The 13,945-nt window shown below is 68.8% G+C and carries 18 protein-coding genes; 10 read left to right on the plus strand and 8 right to left on the minus strand.

The window, feature by feature from the left end; all coding sequences use genetic code 11:
- The 5 genes from VFM98_RS20910 to VFM98_RS20930 all read right to left on the minus strand — a co-directional run.
- The coding region (locus tag VFM98_RS20910) for a c-type cytochrome (protein ID WP_325111821.1) at positions 1-1,046 on the minus strand (1,046 nt) is incomplete at its 3' end.
- A gap of 1 nt (position 1,047) precedes the next feature.
- A complete protein-coding gene (locus tag VFM98_RS20915; RefSeq protein WP_325111822.1) occupies positions 1,048-1,557 on the minus strand; it encodes a hypothetical protein in 510 nt (169 codons plus the stop codon).
- A 212-nt stretch (positions 1,558-1,769) separates the two neighbouring features.
- Positions 1,770-2,417 (minus strand): MarC family protein, encoded by a 648-nt coding sequence (locus tag VFM98_RS20920; RefSeq protein WP_325111823.1) that lies wholly within the window; start codon positions 2,415-2,417, stop codon positions 1,770-1,772.
- Positions 2,418-2,918: a MaoC family dehydratase gene (locus VFM98_RS20925; RefSeq protein WP_325111824.1), complete on the minus strand. Its 501-nt coding sequence runs from the start codon at positions 2,916-2,918 to the stop codon at positions 2,418-2,420.
- Entirely contained in the window at positions 2,918-3,664 is a 747-nt protein-coding gene (locus VFM98_RS20930) for an SDR family oxidoreductase (protein ID WP_325111825.1), read from the minus strand. The genes VFM98_RS20925 and VFM98_RS20930 overlap by 1 nt, the downstream gene beginning before the upstream one ends.
- 131 nt (positions 3,665-3,795) lie before the next feature.
- Here VFM98_RS20930 and VFM98_RS20935 point away from each other — a divergent pair, with 131 nt between their 5' ends.
- The 3 genes from VFM98_RS20935 to VFM98_RS20945 are packed head-to-tail and all read left to right on the plus strand — an operon-like array spanning position 3,796 to position 6,043.
- Positions 3,796-4,479, plus strand: coding sequence for a dienelactone hydrolase family protein (locus VFM98_RS20935; protein ID WP_325111826.1), 684 nt, complete (start codon positions 3,796-3,798; stop codon positions 4,477-4,479).
- Positions 4,479-5,393: an amidohydrolase family protein gene (locus tag VFM98_RS20940; RefSeq protein WP_325111827.1), complete on the plus strand. Its 915-nt coding sequence runs from the start codon at positions 4,479-4,481 to the stop codon at positions 5,391-5,393. The genes VFM98_RS20935 and VFM98_RS20940 overlap by 1 nt, the downstream gene beginning before the upstream one ends.
- Positions 5,390-6,043, plus strand: coding sequence for a glutathione S-transferase family protein (locus VFM98_RS20945; protein WP_325111828.1), 654 nt, complete (start codon positions 5,390-5,392; stop codon positions 6,041-6,043). Before VFM98_RS20940 ends, VFM98_RS20945 begins: the two co-directional genes overlap by 4 nt.
- Before the next feature lie 27 nt (positions 6,044-6,070).
- Here VFM98_RS20945 and VFM98_RS20950 read toward each other — a convergent pair whose 3' ends face one another.
- The 3 genes from VFM98_RS20950 to hemB are packed head-to-tail and all read right to left on the minus strand — an operon-like array spanning position 6,071 to position 8,800.
- Positions 6,071-6,661 carry a DUF1003 domain-containing protein gene (locus tag VFM98_RS20950; RefSeq protein WP_325111829.1) on the minus strand — a complete coding sequence of 197 codons (591 nt, stop codon included), beginning with the start codon at positions 6,659-6,661 and terminating at the stop codon, positions 6,071-6,073.
- 8 nt (positions 6,662-6,669) lie between these two features.
- On the minus strand, positions 6,670-7,773 hold the full coding sequence (locus tag VFM98_RS20955) for a magnesium transporter CorA family protein (protein ID WP_325111830.1): 1,104 nt from the start codon (positions 7,771-7,773) through the stop codon (positions 6,670-6,672).
- Positions 7,774-7,795: 22 nt separating this feature from the next.
- A complete protein-coding gene (gene hemB, locus VFM98_RS20960; RefSeq protein ID WP_325111831.1) occupies positions 7,796-8,800 on the minus strand; it encodes a porphobilinogen synthase in 1,005 nt (334 codons plus the stop codon).
- 302 nt (positions 8,801-9,102) lie between these two features.
- Between hemB and VFM98_RS20965 the strand changes: the two genes are divergently transcribed.
- The 7 genes from VFM98_RS20965 to rpsG all read left to right on the plus strand — a co-directional run bounded on the left by VFM98_RS20965 (position 9,103) and on the right by rpsG (position 13,944).
- On the plus strand, positions 9,103-9,525 hold the full coding sequence (locus VFM98_RS20965; RefSeq protein ID WP_325111832.1) for a CopD family protein: 423 nt from the start codon (positions 9,103-9,105) through the stop codon (positions 9,523-9,525).
- A 16-nt stretch (positions 9,526-9,541) separates the two neighbouring features.
- Positions 9,542-10,672, plus strand: coding sequence for a VanZ family protein (locus VFM98_RS20970; RefSeq protein ID WP_325111833.1), 1,131 nt, complete (start codon positions 9,542-9,544; stop codon positions 10,670-10,672).
- Positions 10,669-11,013 (plus strand): (2Fe-2S) ferredoxin domain-containing protein, encoded by a 345-nt coding sequence (locus VFM98_RS20975; RefSeq protein WP_325111834.1) that lies wholly within the window; start codon positions 10,669-10,671, stop codon positions 11,011-11,013. The genes VFM98_RS20970 and VFM98_RS20975 overlap by 4 nt, the downstream gene beginning before the upstream one ends.
- Positions 11,013-11,642: an alpha/beta hydrolase gene (locus VFM98_RS20980; RefSeq protein WP_325111835.1), complete on the plus strand. Its 630-nt coding sequence runs from the start codon at positions 11,013-11,015 to the stop codon at positions 11,640-11,642. Before VFM98_RS20975 ends, VFM98_RS20980 begins: the two co-directional genes overlap by 1 nt.
- Entirely contained in the window at positions 11,639-12,799 is a 1,161-nt protein-coding gene (locus tag VFM98_RS20985) for a D-alanyl-D-alanine carboxypeptidase family protein (protein ID WP_325111836.1), read from the plus strand. The genes VFM98_RS20980 and VFM98_RS20985 overlap by 4 nt, the downstream gene beginning before the upstream one ends.
- A 137-nt stretch (positions 12,800-12,936) precedes the next feature.
- On the plus strand, positions 12,937-13,314 hold the full coding sequence (gene rpsL, locus VFM98_RS20990; protein ID WP_027477404.1) for a 30S ribosomal protein S12: 378 nt from the start codon (positions 12,937-12,939) through the stop codon (positions 13,312-13,314).
- Between the two features lie 156 nt (positions 13,315-13,470).
- Complete coding sequence (gene rpsG / locus VFM98_RS20995; RefSeq protein ID WP_135251794.1) at positions 13,471-13,944, plus strand: 30S ribosomal protein S7; 474 nt, start codon at positions 13,471-13,473, stop codon at positions 13,942-13,944.
- Position 13,945 lies beyond the last annotated feature (1 nt).

Here is a 13,945-nt window from a genome sequence, read left to right on the forward strand (position 1 = left end):
TACGCGGCGACGTTGGAGATGGCGGCGTCGTCCGCCAGGGTGGCGGCCATGGGCGCCATCATCTTGCCGAACGTATCCTTCTCGTGCGCGCCGCGGACGCCCTGCTTGAACTGCTTGAGTTGCCGTTCGACGTACCACACCGGCTGGCCGCTCAACTTGGGCGCGTTCAGCGCCACGTTGCCCTCGCCCTGCGGCCCGTGGCAGCCCGCGCAGACGGCATAGAGCGCCTGGCCGGCACCGGGGTCGCCGGCCACCCGCGCCTTCGCCTGTTCGTAGGTCGGCTGCGCCGCCACCCAGGCCTGGAAGGCATTGCTGTCCTCCACCACCACGCGCCCACGCATGGCGTAGTGGGCGATGCCGCACAGCTCCTCGCACAGCAGGTCGTAGCTGCCGGTCTTGGTGGGAGTGAACCACACGCGCGTCACCTGCCCGGGCACCAGGTCCATCTTCACCCGCACCTGGGTGACGGTGAAGTTGTGCAGCACGTCCTTGGAGCGCAGCAGCAGCTTGACCGGCCGGTTCACCGGCAGGTGCAGCTCGGGGCTGGCCACCAGCACGTCGTCGCGCCCGTTCGGGTCGCTCGGGTTCATGCCAAAGGGGTCGGCCTCGGTCACGTAGTGCGCGTCCACCGTGCCGAGCTTGCCGTCCTGCCCCGGCAGGCGATAGCTCCAGTTCCACTGCTGCGCGACCACTTCCACCACGTCGGCTTCCGGCGGCGGCTGCACGAAGCGGGCCCACACCACGAGGCCTGGCGCCAGCATGGCGGCGACGCCCAGCGTGGTGACGATCATCAGCCGCCATTCGAGCTTCTTGTTCTCCGGCTCGTAGGAGGCGCGCTGGCCCTTGCGGTACCGGTAGCGCCAGACGGCCCACGCGGTGAACCCGCTGACGGCCAGGAACACGATGCCGGTCACCCAGAAGGTGATCGAGATCGTGGTGTCGATGGCGCCCCAGTTGGAAGCGATGGGGGTGAAGTACCAGGGGCTCAGGAAGTGGAACAGCACCGAGCCCGCGGCCAGGACGACCAGCACGATGGCGATGGCCATGCTAGCGCTCCGTCAGACGGTTGAGCCTCCAGTACAGCAGGCCGGTGACGGCCCCGAACACCACGTGCGCCGTCAGCGTCGGGCCGCCGACCAGTTCGGCGAGCCAGGGCAGCGCACGCACCACCACGAAGTGGAAGTTGAAAAGGTAGAGCAGGATGCCCATCGCCGCCCCCGCCGTGCCGGCGTGGACGGGTCGGTCATCGAGCTCCAGCTGCGCGAGCACCCAGCCGGCGACCACGCCGAACAGGGTGCCCATCACGTAGTGGACGCCGAGGGCCACGGCCACGACCCCCGCGTTGAAGCCGTAGCCGGTGGTGCGCAAGGCATCCACGCCGAGGAAGACCGGCGCGATCATGTGCGCCGTTCGCCAGGGTCCCCCGGGGTTGAAGATCGCGGACCAGATCAGGTCCAGCACCATCAGCAGGGCGCCCGCGGCAAACCCTGCCACCGCGGCGGCGACCCAGTCCGTCGCGCGCGATTTCCAGCTACGCAGGCCAAGGAGTGTGTCCATGGTGACCCCCGTGCGTGAACGCGTCATCCACGGCGGGGGCGGCTGGTCGATCGTTTTTGCGACCGGCACGGGCTGAACCGGATTCAGCCGACGGGGTGCCGCCATGGACAGCGCGGGCCCCCCGTGAGCCGAGGGGAGTGCCTTTTTTGTACTCCGGTTTGCGTCGCGGCGCAAGGTTGTCGAACCCGGTCCCGCGAAGGCGCGCCCTGCGTTCAGAGGCCGCCGGCCACGCGCCCGAGGATCGGGAACAGCTTGCCCAGGCCTTCGGCCATCACCTCCACGGCCAGCGCCGCGAGGATCAGGCCCATCAGCCGCGTGAGCACGTTGATGCCGGTGCGTCCCAGCACGCGCGCGATCGGCTCCGCGAGCGCGAAGCACACCGCCGTCACCACGCCGATCACCACGCCGTAGCCGACCAGCACCGACAGGTCCAGCGCCGTGCGCGCGCGCTCGGCGTAGATCACCACGGTGGACATCGTCGCCGGCCCCGTCAGCAGCGGGATCGTCAGCGGCACGACGGCGATGCTGTTGCCCATGGCAGCCTTCTCGGCGCCCGCTTCGAGCTCGTTGCTGGCCGGCTTGTCCTCGGCCGGCTTGGCACTGAGCATGTTCAGCGAGCTCATGAGCAGCAGCATGCCGCCGCCCACCTGGAAGCTCGCCAGCGAGATGCCGAAGAACTCCAGGATGCGGATCCCGAGCAGCGCGCTCGCCGCGATCACCAGGAAGGCGGAGATCGCCGAGACCACCACCGTGTGCCGCCGCTGCGCCGCCGACAACCCCTGCGTGTAGTAGATGAAGAAGGGGATGATCGCCGGCGGGTTGACGATCGCCAGCAGCGTGATGAGCGGCTTGAAGTCCATTCAGGCGGCGGCGCGTTGCGCGTCGATGCGCGCGAGTTCCTCGGCGGTGGCGGGCGTGCGGCGGCCGAAGAAGCCGTAGCCCTCCATTTCCATCACCTTGTCGCCCTGCTGGTTGAACAGCTCCCAGCGCGCGCGCACCATGCCGGTGTCGGGGCGCTTGCGCAGCGCCCGCGACTCCAGGATCGTGTGCCGCAGCGACAGCACGTCGCCCGGGTACACGGGCTTGAGCCACTTGAGGCTCTCCAGCCCCGGCGAGCCCTTGCTGTCGGTGTGGCGCAGCAGGTTGTCCACCGTCAGGCGCATCGCCAGGCCGCAGGTCTGCCAGCCGCTCGCCGCCAGCGCGCCGAACATCGAGCGCCGCCCCGCCTCTTCGTCGAGGTGGAAGGGCTGCGGGTCGTACTTCGCCGCGAACTCCTTGATCTCCTCCTTCGTCACCGAGGTCGTGCCCAGCTCGCGCACGGTGCCGGGCACCATGTCCTCCCACCAGATCGTCACCGCCATCAACGGCCTCCCGAGACTTCGACCAGCGACATCGTGGTGTAGCTCGCCTCCGGCGAGAGCAGCCACAGGATGGTGTGCGCCACCTCCTCGGCGCTGCCGCCCCGCTGCATCGGCACCTGGTGCTGCAGGTCGCGCACGCGGTTGGGCAGCCCGCCCGAGGCGTGGATCTCGGTCTCGATCAGGCCCGGGCGCACGGCGTTCACGCGGATGCCTTCGGCCGCCACTTCCTTGGCCAGGCCGATGGTGAAGGCGTCGATGGCGCCCTTGGCCGCGGCGTAGTCCACGTACTGGCCCGGCGCGCCCAGGCGCGAAGCGGCGCTCGAGACGTTGACGATCGCACCGCCGCGCCCGCCGTGGCGCGTGCTCATGCGCCGCACCGCCTCGCGCGCGCAGAGGAAGCTGCCGATCACGTTGATGTCGAACATGCGCTTCAGGCGCTCGAGGCTCATCTCGTCGACGCGCTGCGGGCGATCCACGACGCCGGCGTTGTTCACGAGGGCGGTGAGGCGCCCCAGCTTCGCGTCCACCTGCTCGAACAGCGCGAGCACCTGCCGCTCCTCGGCGATATCGCCCTGGAGCGCGAGCGCCGTGCCGCCCGCAGCGCGGATCGTGCCCACCACCTCCTGCGCCGCCGCTTCGTTGCGGGTGTAGTTCACGGCCACCTTGTAGCCTTTGCGCGCGGCCAGCACGGCGGTGGCCGCGCCGATGCCGCGGCTGCCGCCGGTGACCAAAAGGACTTCTTCCATTCTTCGTCTCCACTGCCGCGCTCCAGCCGCGCGAGCCGCCATTACATCAAAAGCCCGTCGGTTGACGGGGCATGGCGGCTGAGGGAAGCTCGCGCCTTCCCGAAAACCAACACCCGCACAGGAGACAAACCATGGGCCAGTCCACCGAAATCAAGGCCGCCGACGGCCAGGCCATTCCCGCCTACGTGGCGCAGCCCAAGGGGCAAGCGAAAGGCGGCATCGTCGTGATCCAGGAGATCTTCGGCGTGAACTCGCACATCCGCAGCGTGGCGGATGGCTATGCGGAGCAGGGCTACCTCGCGATCGCGCCGGCGATCTTCCATCGCGTCAAGCCGGACGTGGAGCTCGGCTACGAACAGGACGACATGACGCAGGGCATGGCGCTGAAGAACGCGACCGAGAACCTGCCTGCGCCCGGCGTGATGCAGGACATCCAGGCCGCGATCCGGTACGCCGCCCAGGCCGGCAAGGTGGGCATCGTCGGCTACTGCTACGGTGGCCTGCTGGTGTGGCGTTCGGCCTGCACCCTCGACGGCCTGAGCGCCGCCGTCCCCTACTACGGCGGCGGCGTCACCACGCCGGACGAAGTGGCGCGCAAGCCCAAGTGCCCGGTGCTGGCGCACTTCGGCGACCAGGACCACTGGATCCCGGTGGAAAGCGTGGAGGCATTCAAGCGTGCGCATCCGGAGGTGGAAGTGCACCTCTACCACGCCAACCACGGCTTCAACTGCGACCAGCGCGGCTCCTACAACGCCGAGGCGGCCAAGCTGGCGCGCGAGCGTTCGCTGGCGTTCTTCGCCAGGCACGTCGGCTGATGGCCTTCCTTGTCGTCCCCGCGCAGGCGGGGACCCGGGCCCTCGCTGCCCTGGCGCTCGCCTTCTCGTTCGCGGCCGGCGCCGGCGCCGCCGACTACACCGGCCCGATCTTCGACGCCCACCTGCACTACAACGAGGAGGCGTTCAACGGCAGCGAAGGCCCGCACCCGCTGCCGGACGTGCTCGCGCGCATGCAGCGCAACGGCGTGCGCGCGATCATCGCCAACTCCCGGCCCAACGAAGGCACCCGCTCGCTCGCCCAGGCGCCGCAGACGCGCCAGGCGGGTGTGACCGTGGTGCCCTTCGTGCGCCTGTACCGCAACCGCGCGGACTACGGCAACTGGTTCCGCGACGAGTCGATCTACCGGATGGTGCAGGCGGAGCTGGCGCGCGGCACCGCGGCCGGCCCCTACCGCGGGCTGGGCGAGTTCCACCTGTACGAGTCCGCCAACGCCAACGGGCCGGTGGCCCGCAAGCTGATGGCGCTGGCGGAGGAGAAGGAGCTCGCGGTGCTGGCCCACGTCGACGACGCGGCGATCGACCTGCTCATGGCCCACACGCCTTCGAAGGGCGCCAAGGTGCGCCTGATCTGGGCCCACACCGGCATCGGCGGCGCACCGGTCGCGCGGGTGGAGCAGCTGCTCGCGAAGTATCCGCGCCTGATGGGCGAGCTCTCCTACCGGCCGGGCCTCACCTGCGAAGGCGGCAAGCTCTGTGCCGAATGGCGCGAGTTGCTCCTCAAGTACCCGACGCGCTTCCTGCTCGGGTCCGACACCTGGGTCAACCAGCGCTGGCTGCAATACGACGACACGATGCAGGGCTACCGGACCTGGCTGGCCGACCTGCCGCCGGAGGTGCAGCGCCGCATCGCCTGGGAGAATGGCGCCGCGCTGTTCGGATTGAAGACCCCATGAGCCTGAAGCTGTACCACTACCCCGCCACCGCGGCGATGATTCCGCACATCCTGCTGGAGGAGCTGGGGGTTCCCTACGAGCGCGTGTTCGTCGACCGGGCGCGGGACGAACACAAGCGCCCCGAGTACCTGAAGCTCAATCCGAACGGCACCCTGCCCGTGCTGGCCGACGGCGACTTCGTCGTCTACGAGACGGCGGCGATCGTGCTGCACCTGTGCGACGCGCACCCGCAGGCGCGGCTCGCCCCCGCGCCCGGCACGCCGGATCGCTCGCACTTCCACCAGTGGCTCGTGTGGCTCACCAACACGCTGCAGGCCACGCTGATGGTGTATTTCTATCCCGAGCGCTGGGTGCGGGAAGGCCATGCCGAAGCGGCGGCCGAAGTGAAGGCGCGGGCGCAAGAACGGGTGCAGCCCCTGCTGGACCAGCTCGATGCGCTGGTGGCCCGCCACGGCGGCCCGTGGCTGCTCGGCGCCGGCTACTGCGCGCTCGACGCCTATGCCTTCACCCTGTGCCGCTGGACGCGCAACTTCGGCGGCGGCAAGGCCCGCGAGCGCGCGCACCTCGCACCCTGGCTGCAGCGCGTGAGCGAGCGCCCGGCGGTGCAGCGCGTGTTCGCCGCCGAAGGCATCTCCGCGCCCTTGTTCTGAGAATCTGGGAACGAGAAGCGCCGTGCCTCAGCGCGCGGCCTTGTCCTTCTCGCGCTGCAGCGGTGGCTGGCCGGTGTGCTCGCGCAGGGCGTCCTCGATCTGGCGCGCCAGGGTCTCGGGGCGCGTCGCCTGTTCCAGCACCCGCACCTCCGGGTCGTCCTCCTCGGTCAGGCCCATCTTGCGCGACATGCGGTCCAGGATCTGCAGGATCTTGGTGTTCTCCTGCTCCGCCAGCAGGTTGATCTGCAGGTCCAGCTGGCTGCGCCGCTCGGTCACGCGCATCTCGTAGTTCTGCGCGATCAGGATGAAGGAGCCGAGGAAGATCGCCTCCAGCGAGACCACCAGCGTGAGGAAGGTGAAGGGGTAGGGATCGAAGTGCGGCAGCGCGGGGATCGCGTTCCAGGCGATCCAGGCCGTGAACACCACCGCATGGATCCAGACGAAGGTGATGCTGCCGCAGAAGCGGGCCACGAACTCGGCGATCCGGTCGGCGGCGGTGCGCTTGGCCACCGCCAGCTGTTCCAGCTTGCGCATGGCGTGCACGTTCTCGCGCGTGACGTCCGCCACGCTGCGCGGGCGCCGGTAGGCCGAGTGGTTGGCGTGGTTGGGATGCTCCATGCGGGGCCTCACCGGCCCGTGCGCGCCAGGTAGCGCTTGCGCCAGAACACGATGCCGAGCAGGACGGCGATGATCCCCATCGACGCCAGTGTCCACCAGAAGCCCGCGGCCTGGTGCGTCAGCGGCAGCAGCTCGAAATTCATGCCGAAGATGCCCGCGATCAGGTTCAGCGGCAGGAAGATGGCGGTGAGCGCGGTGAGCGTGCGCATGATGTCGTTGGTGCGGTTGCCCACGGCGGAGAAGTGGATCTGCACCGCCGTCTCGGCGCTCTGCTCCATGCGGTTGACGTGGTGCACCACCCGCTCGACGTGTTCCACCACGTCGCGGGCGCGGGCCAGCAGGCCGTCGCGTTCGGCCTGCGACATCCAGGGCGGCGGCTGCTCGCGCTGGCTGTCCAGCCATTCCTGCATGGCGTCGTTCTGCTCCTCGCACAGGTCCTGCAAGGTGTGCAGCGCGTTGCGCGCCGTCATGAGCGCGGCCCAGTCCGCCTCGCCCGTGTTGCCCGGCGCGAGCAGGGCAAGCTGCCAGCGATCGAGCTCGGTGCTGAGCACCTTGCGCAGTTCCAGGTAGCTGTCGACCACCAGGTTCAGCATGCGCAGCATCAGGTCCGCGGCGCTGGTGGGCAGGCGCGAGCGGGCGGCGGCGCTCAGGCCTTCGCTGTGCAGGGCGTCCTGCAGGTAGCGCTCGATGAAGGAGCGGGCGGCGAAGCAGCCCGCCGGATGCACCGTGATCAGCAGGCGGTCGAACACCACGAAGCCCAGCGCGCGGGTGCGGATGCGGCTGAACGCGGCCAGCGGCGTGCTCTTCGTCACCGCCTCCTCGCCCAGCTCGGTGCGCACTTCGGCCTCGGTGGCCAGCCGGCGGAAGATCACCAGGTCGTAGACCGAGGTGTAGTCGTAGCTGGAAGGGTGGGCGCGGTTGCCCAGGTCCTTCACGTGCAGGTCCAGCAGCGGCGAGCCGCCCAGGCCCTGGGCCGCGCGCTGCAGCAGCGGCAGGTCTTCCTCCAGGTGCTCGCGTTCGAGGTAGATCCAGAGGAAGCCGTCCTGCGGTGCGCGCGCCGGAAGCTGGTCGAGGAATCGGAGCGTGCCGGCGCCGAATGCGACGATGTGCAAGCTGCCGCTTCCTCTGATTGCACTAGGCGCGCAGCTTGCGCGCGGCTTCGAGGGCGAAGTAGGTCAGGACGCCGTCAGCCCCGGCCCGCTTGAATGCGAGCAGGCTTTCCATCATGACCAGGTCGTGGTCCAGCCAGCCGTTGGCGGCGGCGGCCTTGAGCATCGCGTATTCGCCCGAGACCTGGTAGGCGAAGGTCGGGACCTTGAATTCGTCCTTCACCCGCCGCACGATGTCGAGGTAAGGCATGCCGGGCTTGACCATCACCATGTCGGCGCCTTCGGCCAGGTCCATCGCCACTTCGCGCAGCGCCTCGTCGGAGTTGCCGGGGTCCATCTGGTAGACCTTCTTGTTGCTCTTGCCCAGGTTGGAGGCCGAGCCCACGGCATCGCGGAAGGGGCCGTAGAAGGCGCTCGCGTACTTGGCGCTGTACGCCATGATGCGCGTGTGGATGTGGCGGCCGCCTTCCAGCGCCTGCCGGATCGCGCCGATGCGCCCGTCCATCATGTCGGAGGGCGCGACGATGTCCACGCCGGCCTGCGCCTGCGTGAGCGCCTGCTTGACCAGCACCGCCACCGTCTCGTCGTTGAGGATGTAGCCGGTTTCGTCCAGCAGGCCGTCCTGGCCGTGGCTGGTGAAGGGATCCAGCGCCACGTCGGTCATCACGCCCAGCTCGGGGAATTCCTTCTTCAGGCGCTGCACCGCCCGCGGCACCAGGCCCTCGGGATTGAAGGCCTCGCGGCCGTCCGGCGTCTTCAGCGACTGGTCGATGACGGGGAACAGCGCCAGGCAGGGCACGCCCAGCTGCATGCACTGCTCCGCCACCGGCAGCAGCAGGTCGACGCTGACGCGCTCCACGCGGGGCATGGAGGCCACCTGCTGGCGCTGCTTCTGGCCGTCCAGCACGAACACCGGATAGATGAAGTCGTTCGCCGTCACGGCGTGCTCGCGCACCAGGTTGCGCGTGAACTCGTCACGCCGCAGGCGGCGCGGCCGGCCATGGGGGTAGGGGGCGAAGAAGGAAGTCATAACGAAAATTGTGCCCCAAGCCGGGGCGGAAGCTGGTTTTTCGAGGTTTCCGGAGGGCTGCCGCCCGCCGGCGTGAAGTGCTTGCCGTGCGTCAGAGAACTTAAGCCTTTCTGCTTGAAAGCCGAACTGTGCGCTGCTAAATTACGGCTCGGGCGGCTTGCCGCCCCCCGCTTTTCCTCCCTGAGCGGGCGCCTTGATGTGTGACAGCAAAAAGGCTTCCCACCCCGGCCGAAAGCCGGGGCTTTTTTTTGGGCGCCGGTCCGCAACGACCTGCAGCATGGGCCCTCCGTACACTCCGCCCCATGCTCTGGATCAAGGCCTTCCACATCTTCTTCGTGGCCAGCTGGTTCGCCGGCCTGTTCTACCTGCCGCGGATCTTCGTCAATCTGGCGATGGTGCCGGCCGGTTCCGAGGCGGAGCGCCAGCGCCTGCTGCTGATGGCGCGCAAGCTGCTGAAGTTCATGACGATGATCGCGGTGCCGGCGCTGGCGCTGGGCCTGTACCTCTGGCTGGGCATCGGCGTCGGGCGCGGGCAGGGCTGGATGCACGCCAAGCTGCTGGTCGTGATCCTGATCGTGGGCTACCACCACGCCTGCTCGGTGCTGCTGCGCAAGTTCGAGAACGGGGCCAATGCGCGCAGCCACGTGTGGTTCCGCTGGTTCAACGAGCTGCCCGTGCTGTTCCTGCTCGGCGCCACGCTCCTCGTCGTCCTGAAGCCGTTCTAGCGCGGGCGGAGGCTGGATGCACAAGACCTCGGCGTGGCCGCTGGCGGGCGCCTATGCGGTCCTGGTGGTGTATGCGAGCCTGTACCCCTTCTCGGGGTGGCGCGACCAGCAGATCCCGCCCTGGGACTTCCTGTTCGCCGGCTGGCCGCGCTACTGGACCGGCTTCGACGTCGCGGCCAACGTGGTCGGCTACGTGCCGCTCGGCTTCCTGCTGGCCCTGAGCTTCCTGCGCCGCGGCAACGTGCGCCTGTTCGCCTCGCACCCGAACATCGCCGCGGTGGCCGTGGCCCTGGCGACGGGCACGCTGCTGTCGCTGTGCATGGAGTCGCTGCAGAACTTCCTGCCCTCGCGCGTCGCCTCCAACGTCGATTTCGGACTCAACGCGCTCGGCACGCTGGTCGGCGCGGCGCTGGCCGCGGGCCTGGAGCTCGCCGGCGTGCTGGCGCACTGGAGCCGCTTTCGCGAGCGCTGGTTCATCCCACAGGCGCGGGGGGCGCTGGTGCTGCTGGCGCTGTGGCCGTTCGCGCTGCTGTTCCCGGCCGCGGTGCCGCTGGGCCTGGGCCAGGTGCTGGAGCGGCTGGAGCTCTTCATCGCCGACTGGCTGCAGGACACGCCTTTCCTCGAATGGCTGCCGGTGCGCGACGTGGAGCTGCAGCCGCTGGTTCCGGCCGCCGAACTGCTGTGCGTGGCCCTGGGTGCCTTCGTGCCCTGCCTGCTCGGATACACCATCCTGCGCTCCACCGGCCGCCGCGCCGTGTTCGCGCTGCTGGCGATCGGCGTCGGCACGCTGGTCACCGCCTTGTCGGCGGCGCTGAGCTGGGGACCGGCGCACGCCTGGGCCTGGCTGAGCCTGCCGGTGCGCCTGGGGCTGCTGTTCGGCCTGGTGCTCTCGGCGCTGATGCTGGCCGTGCCCCGGCGCGGCTGTGCCGCGGTGCTGCTGCTGGTACTGGTGGTGCACCTGAGCGTGTTGAACCAGGCGCCGGCCAGCGCCTATTTCACGGACACCCTGCAGGCGTGGGAGCAGGGGCGCTTCATCCGCTTCAACGGGCTGGCGCAGTGGCTCGGGTGGCTCTGGCCTTACGCGGTGCTGGTCTATGTGCTGCTGCGCGTCTCGCGCCCGGAGCCGCCTCCTAGAATCCCGGCATGACCGCGCCTTCCCAGCCCCAGTACTACGAACACCACATCTTCTTCTGCCTGAACCAGCGCACCAACGGCGAGGCCTGCTGCGCGGACCACAACGCCCAGGCCGCCTTCGACCACTGCAAGGCGCAGGTGAAGGCGCGCGGCCTCAACGGCCCGGGCAAGGTGCGCGTCAACAAGGCCGGCTGCATGGACCGGTGCCAGGGCGGCCCGATCGCGGTGGTGTATCCCGAAGGCGTCTGGTACACGTACGTCGACGAGAAGGACATCGACGAGATCGTCGAATCGCACCTGCAGAACGGCAAGGTGGTCGAGCGGCTGCTGACGCCTCCGCACCTGGGGCGCTGATGATCGCAATGACCGAACGGCTGGAGCTTGAGGGCCCGGCCGGACGCATCCAGCTGCTGCGCAATGCGCCCGACGGCGCGTCGCGCGGCATCGCCGTGATCGCGCATCCGCATCCGCTCTTCGGCGGCACCATGGAGAACAAGGTGGTGCAGACGCTCGCGCGCGGCTTCGTGCAGGCGGGCTGGACGGCGCTGCGCTTCAACTTCCGCGGCGTCGGCGCCAGCCAGGGCAGCTACGACGAGGGCCGCGGCGAGGCCGAGGACTTCCTCACGGTGGTGCGCGAGCTGGCTTCCGAAGGCCCGCTCGCCCTGGCGGGCTTCTCCTTCGGCGCCTACGTGAGCGCCCAGGCCCTGCAGGCGCTCTGGGGCACGCGCGACGTCCGCGCCGTCGTGCTGGTGGGAACGGCCGCCTCGCGCTTCCCGGTGCCCCCGCTGCCGGCCGAGGCGCACGAGCGGGCGCTGGTGATCCACGGCGAGGTGGACGAGACGGTGCCCCTGTCCGCGGCCCTGGACTGGGCCCGCCCGCAGTCACTGCCCGTTACGGTCGTTCCAGGAGTCGAGCACTTCTTTCACGGACAATTGCCCCTCTTGAAGAACCTGGTGGTCCGCCACCTGCGCGCAGTCGAATGAATTCCCGTTGGTTGCAGGCGCTCCTCGCGCCCGTGTTGGTCTTTTTCTGTCTTTTCGCGGCCGCCCAGGTGCCGCAGCCCCCCGAAGTCGCCGCCCGCAGCTACCTGCTGCTCGACGTGAGCGCGAACCAGGTCCTGGCCTCGCGCGAGGTCGACGCCCCGGTGGAGCCGGCGTCGCTCACCAAGCTCATGACCGGCTACCTGGTGTTCCAGGCGCTGCAGGCGAAGAAGATCGACCTGCAGCAGAAGATCCAGGTCAGCGAACGCGCCTGGCGCATGCCCGGCTCGCGCATGTTCATCGACCCCAAGATGCAGGTGCCGGTGGACGACCTCATCAAGGGGATGATCGTCCAGTCCGGCAACGACGCCACGGTGGCGCTGGCGGAGGCCGTGGGCGGCACGGTGGAGCACTTCGTGGAACTGATGAACCAGCAGGCCAAGGCGCTGGGGATGAAGAACACCACGTTCAAGAACCCCGAGGGGCTGTCGGCACCCGGCCACGTCACCACGGCGCGCGACCTGGGTCTCCTCGCCACCCGGCTGATGCAGGACTTCCCGGAAGACCTGCACTACTACGCGATCAAGAAATACCGCTACCAGGGCACGCCGACGGCCAACGACACCAACCGGAACATGCTGCTGTTCCGCGACCCGACCGTCGACGGGCTGAAGACGGGCCACACCGACGCCGCGGGCTACTGCCTCATCGCCACGGCCAGGCGGGACTTTCCCAACCTGCAGGGCCGGCGGCTGCTGGCCGTCGTGCTGGGCGCGAGCAGCGAGACGGCCCGCGCCAACGAAGCACAGAAGCTGCTGAACTGGGGTTACACGGCGTACGAAGGCCTGAAGCTCTTCGATGCCAGCCAGCCGGTGCTCCAGCCGCAGGTCTGGAAGGGCTCGGACGACACGGTCAAGCTCGGCCAGCAGCAGCCGATCGTGCTGGCCGTGCCGACGGGCAGCAGCTCCAGGATCAAGACCCAGGTGGCGCGGCCGGATCCGCTGGTCGCCCCCATCCGCAAGGGCCAGCAGGTCGGCACCCTCAGGATCCTGGCGGGCGACCAGGTGCTGAGCGAGGTGCCGCTGGTCGCCCTGGAAGGCGTGGAGCAGGCCGGAATCTTCGGCCGGGCCTGGGACGCCGTGCGGCTCTGGATCAAGTAGGGCCGCCCCGCCCATCCGTTTGCGGGTTTTCACCAGCCGGGATATACTCGCGGGCTTTCCCGCAATTTGGGGCGGGGAACATTTGTGTCGCCGCAGCCGCGGCGATCAGCGATTTCACAGACGTTTAGGGACGTTCAATGCCAACCATCAACCAACTCGTGCGTCAGGGGCGCGAGGTCGAAAAGACCAAGTCCAAGTCCCCCGCGATGCAGAACAGCCCCCAGCGCCGTGGCGTGTGCACCCGCGTGTACACCACGACGCCGAAGAAGCCGAACTCGGCCCTGCGGAAGGTCGCCAAGGTGCGCCTGACCAACGGCTTCGAGGTCATCTCCTACATCGGCGGCGAAGGCCACAACCTGCAGGAGCACTCCGTGGTGCTCGTGCGCGGCGGCCGCGTGAAGGACCTGCCGGGCGTGCGCTACCACATCGTGCGCGGCTCGCTGGACCTGCAAGGCGTGAAGGATCGCAAGCAGGCCCGCTCCAAGTACGGCGCCAAGCGCCCGAAGAAGGCCTAAGAAGCCAATACGTGTTTGTCGGTGTCTGTCCAGCCATGGCAGGCTGCGGCAGGCGAAGTGACCCGCGTCGATGGGGTCGAGTAAGTGGGATGTCCTGATGGCTCCCGCGGCCACCCGCAAGGGCCGGCCAACTGAAGCAAGGAAAAGAGGTCAGAAATGCCGCGTCGTCGCGAAGTCCCTAAGCGTGAAATCCTGCCGGATCCCAAGTACGGCAATGTCGAACTCGCCAAGTTCATGAACGTCATCATGCAAGGCGGGAAGAAGGCGGTCGCCGAGCGCATCGTCTACGGTGCCCTCGAGCAGATCGAGAAGAAGAACCCGGGCCGTGACCCCGTGGAAGCCTTCACCATGGCGATCAACAACGTCAAGCCCATGGTCGAAGTGAAGTCGCGCCGCGTCGGCGGCGCCAACTACCAGGTCCCGGTCGAGGTTCGTCCGGTGCGTCGCCTCGCTCTGTCGATGCGCTGGATCAAGGAAGCCGCCAAGAAGCGCGGCGAGAAGTCGATGGCCCTGCGGCTGGCCAACGAGCTCATGGAAGCCACGGAAGGCCGTGGCGGCGCCATGAAGAAGCGTGACGAAGTGCACCGCATGGCCGAGGCCAACAAGGCCTTCAGCCACTTCCGCTTCTAAG

The organism is Ramlibacter sp. (assembly GCF_035706265.1).
Classification (GTDB): Bacteria; Pseudomonadota; Gammaproteobacteria; order Burkholderiales; family Burkholderiaceae_C; genus Ramlibacter.

Excerpts from the sequence above, each read along its gene's own strand:
- VFM98_RS20915 (WP_325111822.1), bottom strand. The coding sequence starts at position 1,557 with ATGGACACACTCCTTGGCCTGCGTAGCTGGAAATCGCGCGCGACGGAC.
- VFM98_RS20920 (WP_325111823.1), bottom strand. The coding sequence starts at position 2,417 with ATGGACTTCAAGCCGCTCATCACGCTGCTGGCGATCGTCAACCCGCCG.
- VFM98_RS20925 (WP_325111824.1), bottom strand. The coding sequence starts at position 2,918 with ATGGCGGTGACGATCTGGTGGGAGGACATGGTGCCCGGCACCGTGCGC.
- VFM98_RS20930 (WP_325111825.1), bottom strand. The coding sequence starts at position 3,664 with ATGGAAGAAGTCCTTTTGGTCACCGGCGGCAGCCGCGGCATCGGCGCG.
- VFM98_RS20935 (WP_325111826.1), top strand. The coding sequence starts at position 3,796 with ATGGGCCAGTCCACCGAAATCAAGGCCGCCGACGGCCAGGCCATTCCC.
- VFM98_RS20940 (WP_325111827.1), top strand. The coding sequence starts at position 4,479 with ATGGCCTTCCTTGTCGTCCCCGCGCAGGCGGGGACCCGGGCCCTCGCT.
- VFM98_RS20945 (WP_325111828.1), top strand. The coding sequence starts at position 5,390 with ATGAGCCTGAAGCTGTACCACTACCCCGCCACCGCGGCGATGATTCCG.
- VFM98_RS20950 (WP_325111829.1), bottom strand. The coding sequence starts at position 6,661 with ATGGAGCATCCCAACCACGCCAACCACTCGGCCTACCGGCGCCCGCGC.
- hemB (WP_325111831.1), bottom strand. The coding sequence starts at position 8,800 with ATGACTTCCTTCTTCGCCCCCTACCCCCATGGCCGGCCGCGCCGCCTG.
- VFM98_RS20965 (WP_325111832.1), top strand. The coding sequence starts at position 9,103 with ATGCTCTGGATCAAGGCCTTCCACATCTTCTTCGTGGCCAGCTGGTTC.
- VFM98_RS20970 (WP_325111833.1), top strand. The coding sequence starts at position 9,542 with ATGCACAAGACCTCGGCGTGGCCGCTGGCGGGCGCCTATGCGGTCCTG.
- VFM98_RS20975 (WP_325111834.1), top strand. The coding sequence starts at position 10,669 with ATGACCGCGCCTTCCCAGCCCCAGTACTACGAACACCACATCTTCTTC.
- VFM98_RS20980 (WP_325111835.1), top strand. The coding sequence starts at position 11,013 with ATGATCGCAATGACCGAACGGCTGGAGCTTGAGGGCCCGGCCGGACGC.
- VFM98_RS20985 (WP_325111836.1), top strand. The coding sequence starts at position 11,639 with ATGAATTCCCGTTGGTTGCAGGCGCTCCTCGCGCCCGTGTTGGTCTTT.
- rpsL (WP_027477404.1), top strand. The coding sequence starts at position 12,937 with ATGCCAACCATCAACCAACTCGTGCGTCAGGGGCGCGAGGTCGAAAAG.
- rpsG (WP_135251794.1), top strand. The coding sequence starts at position 13,471 with ATGCCGCGTCGTCGCGAAGTCCCTAAGCGTGAAATCCTGCCGGATCCC.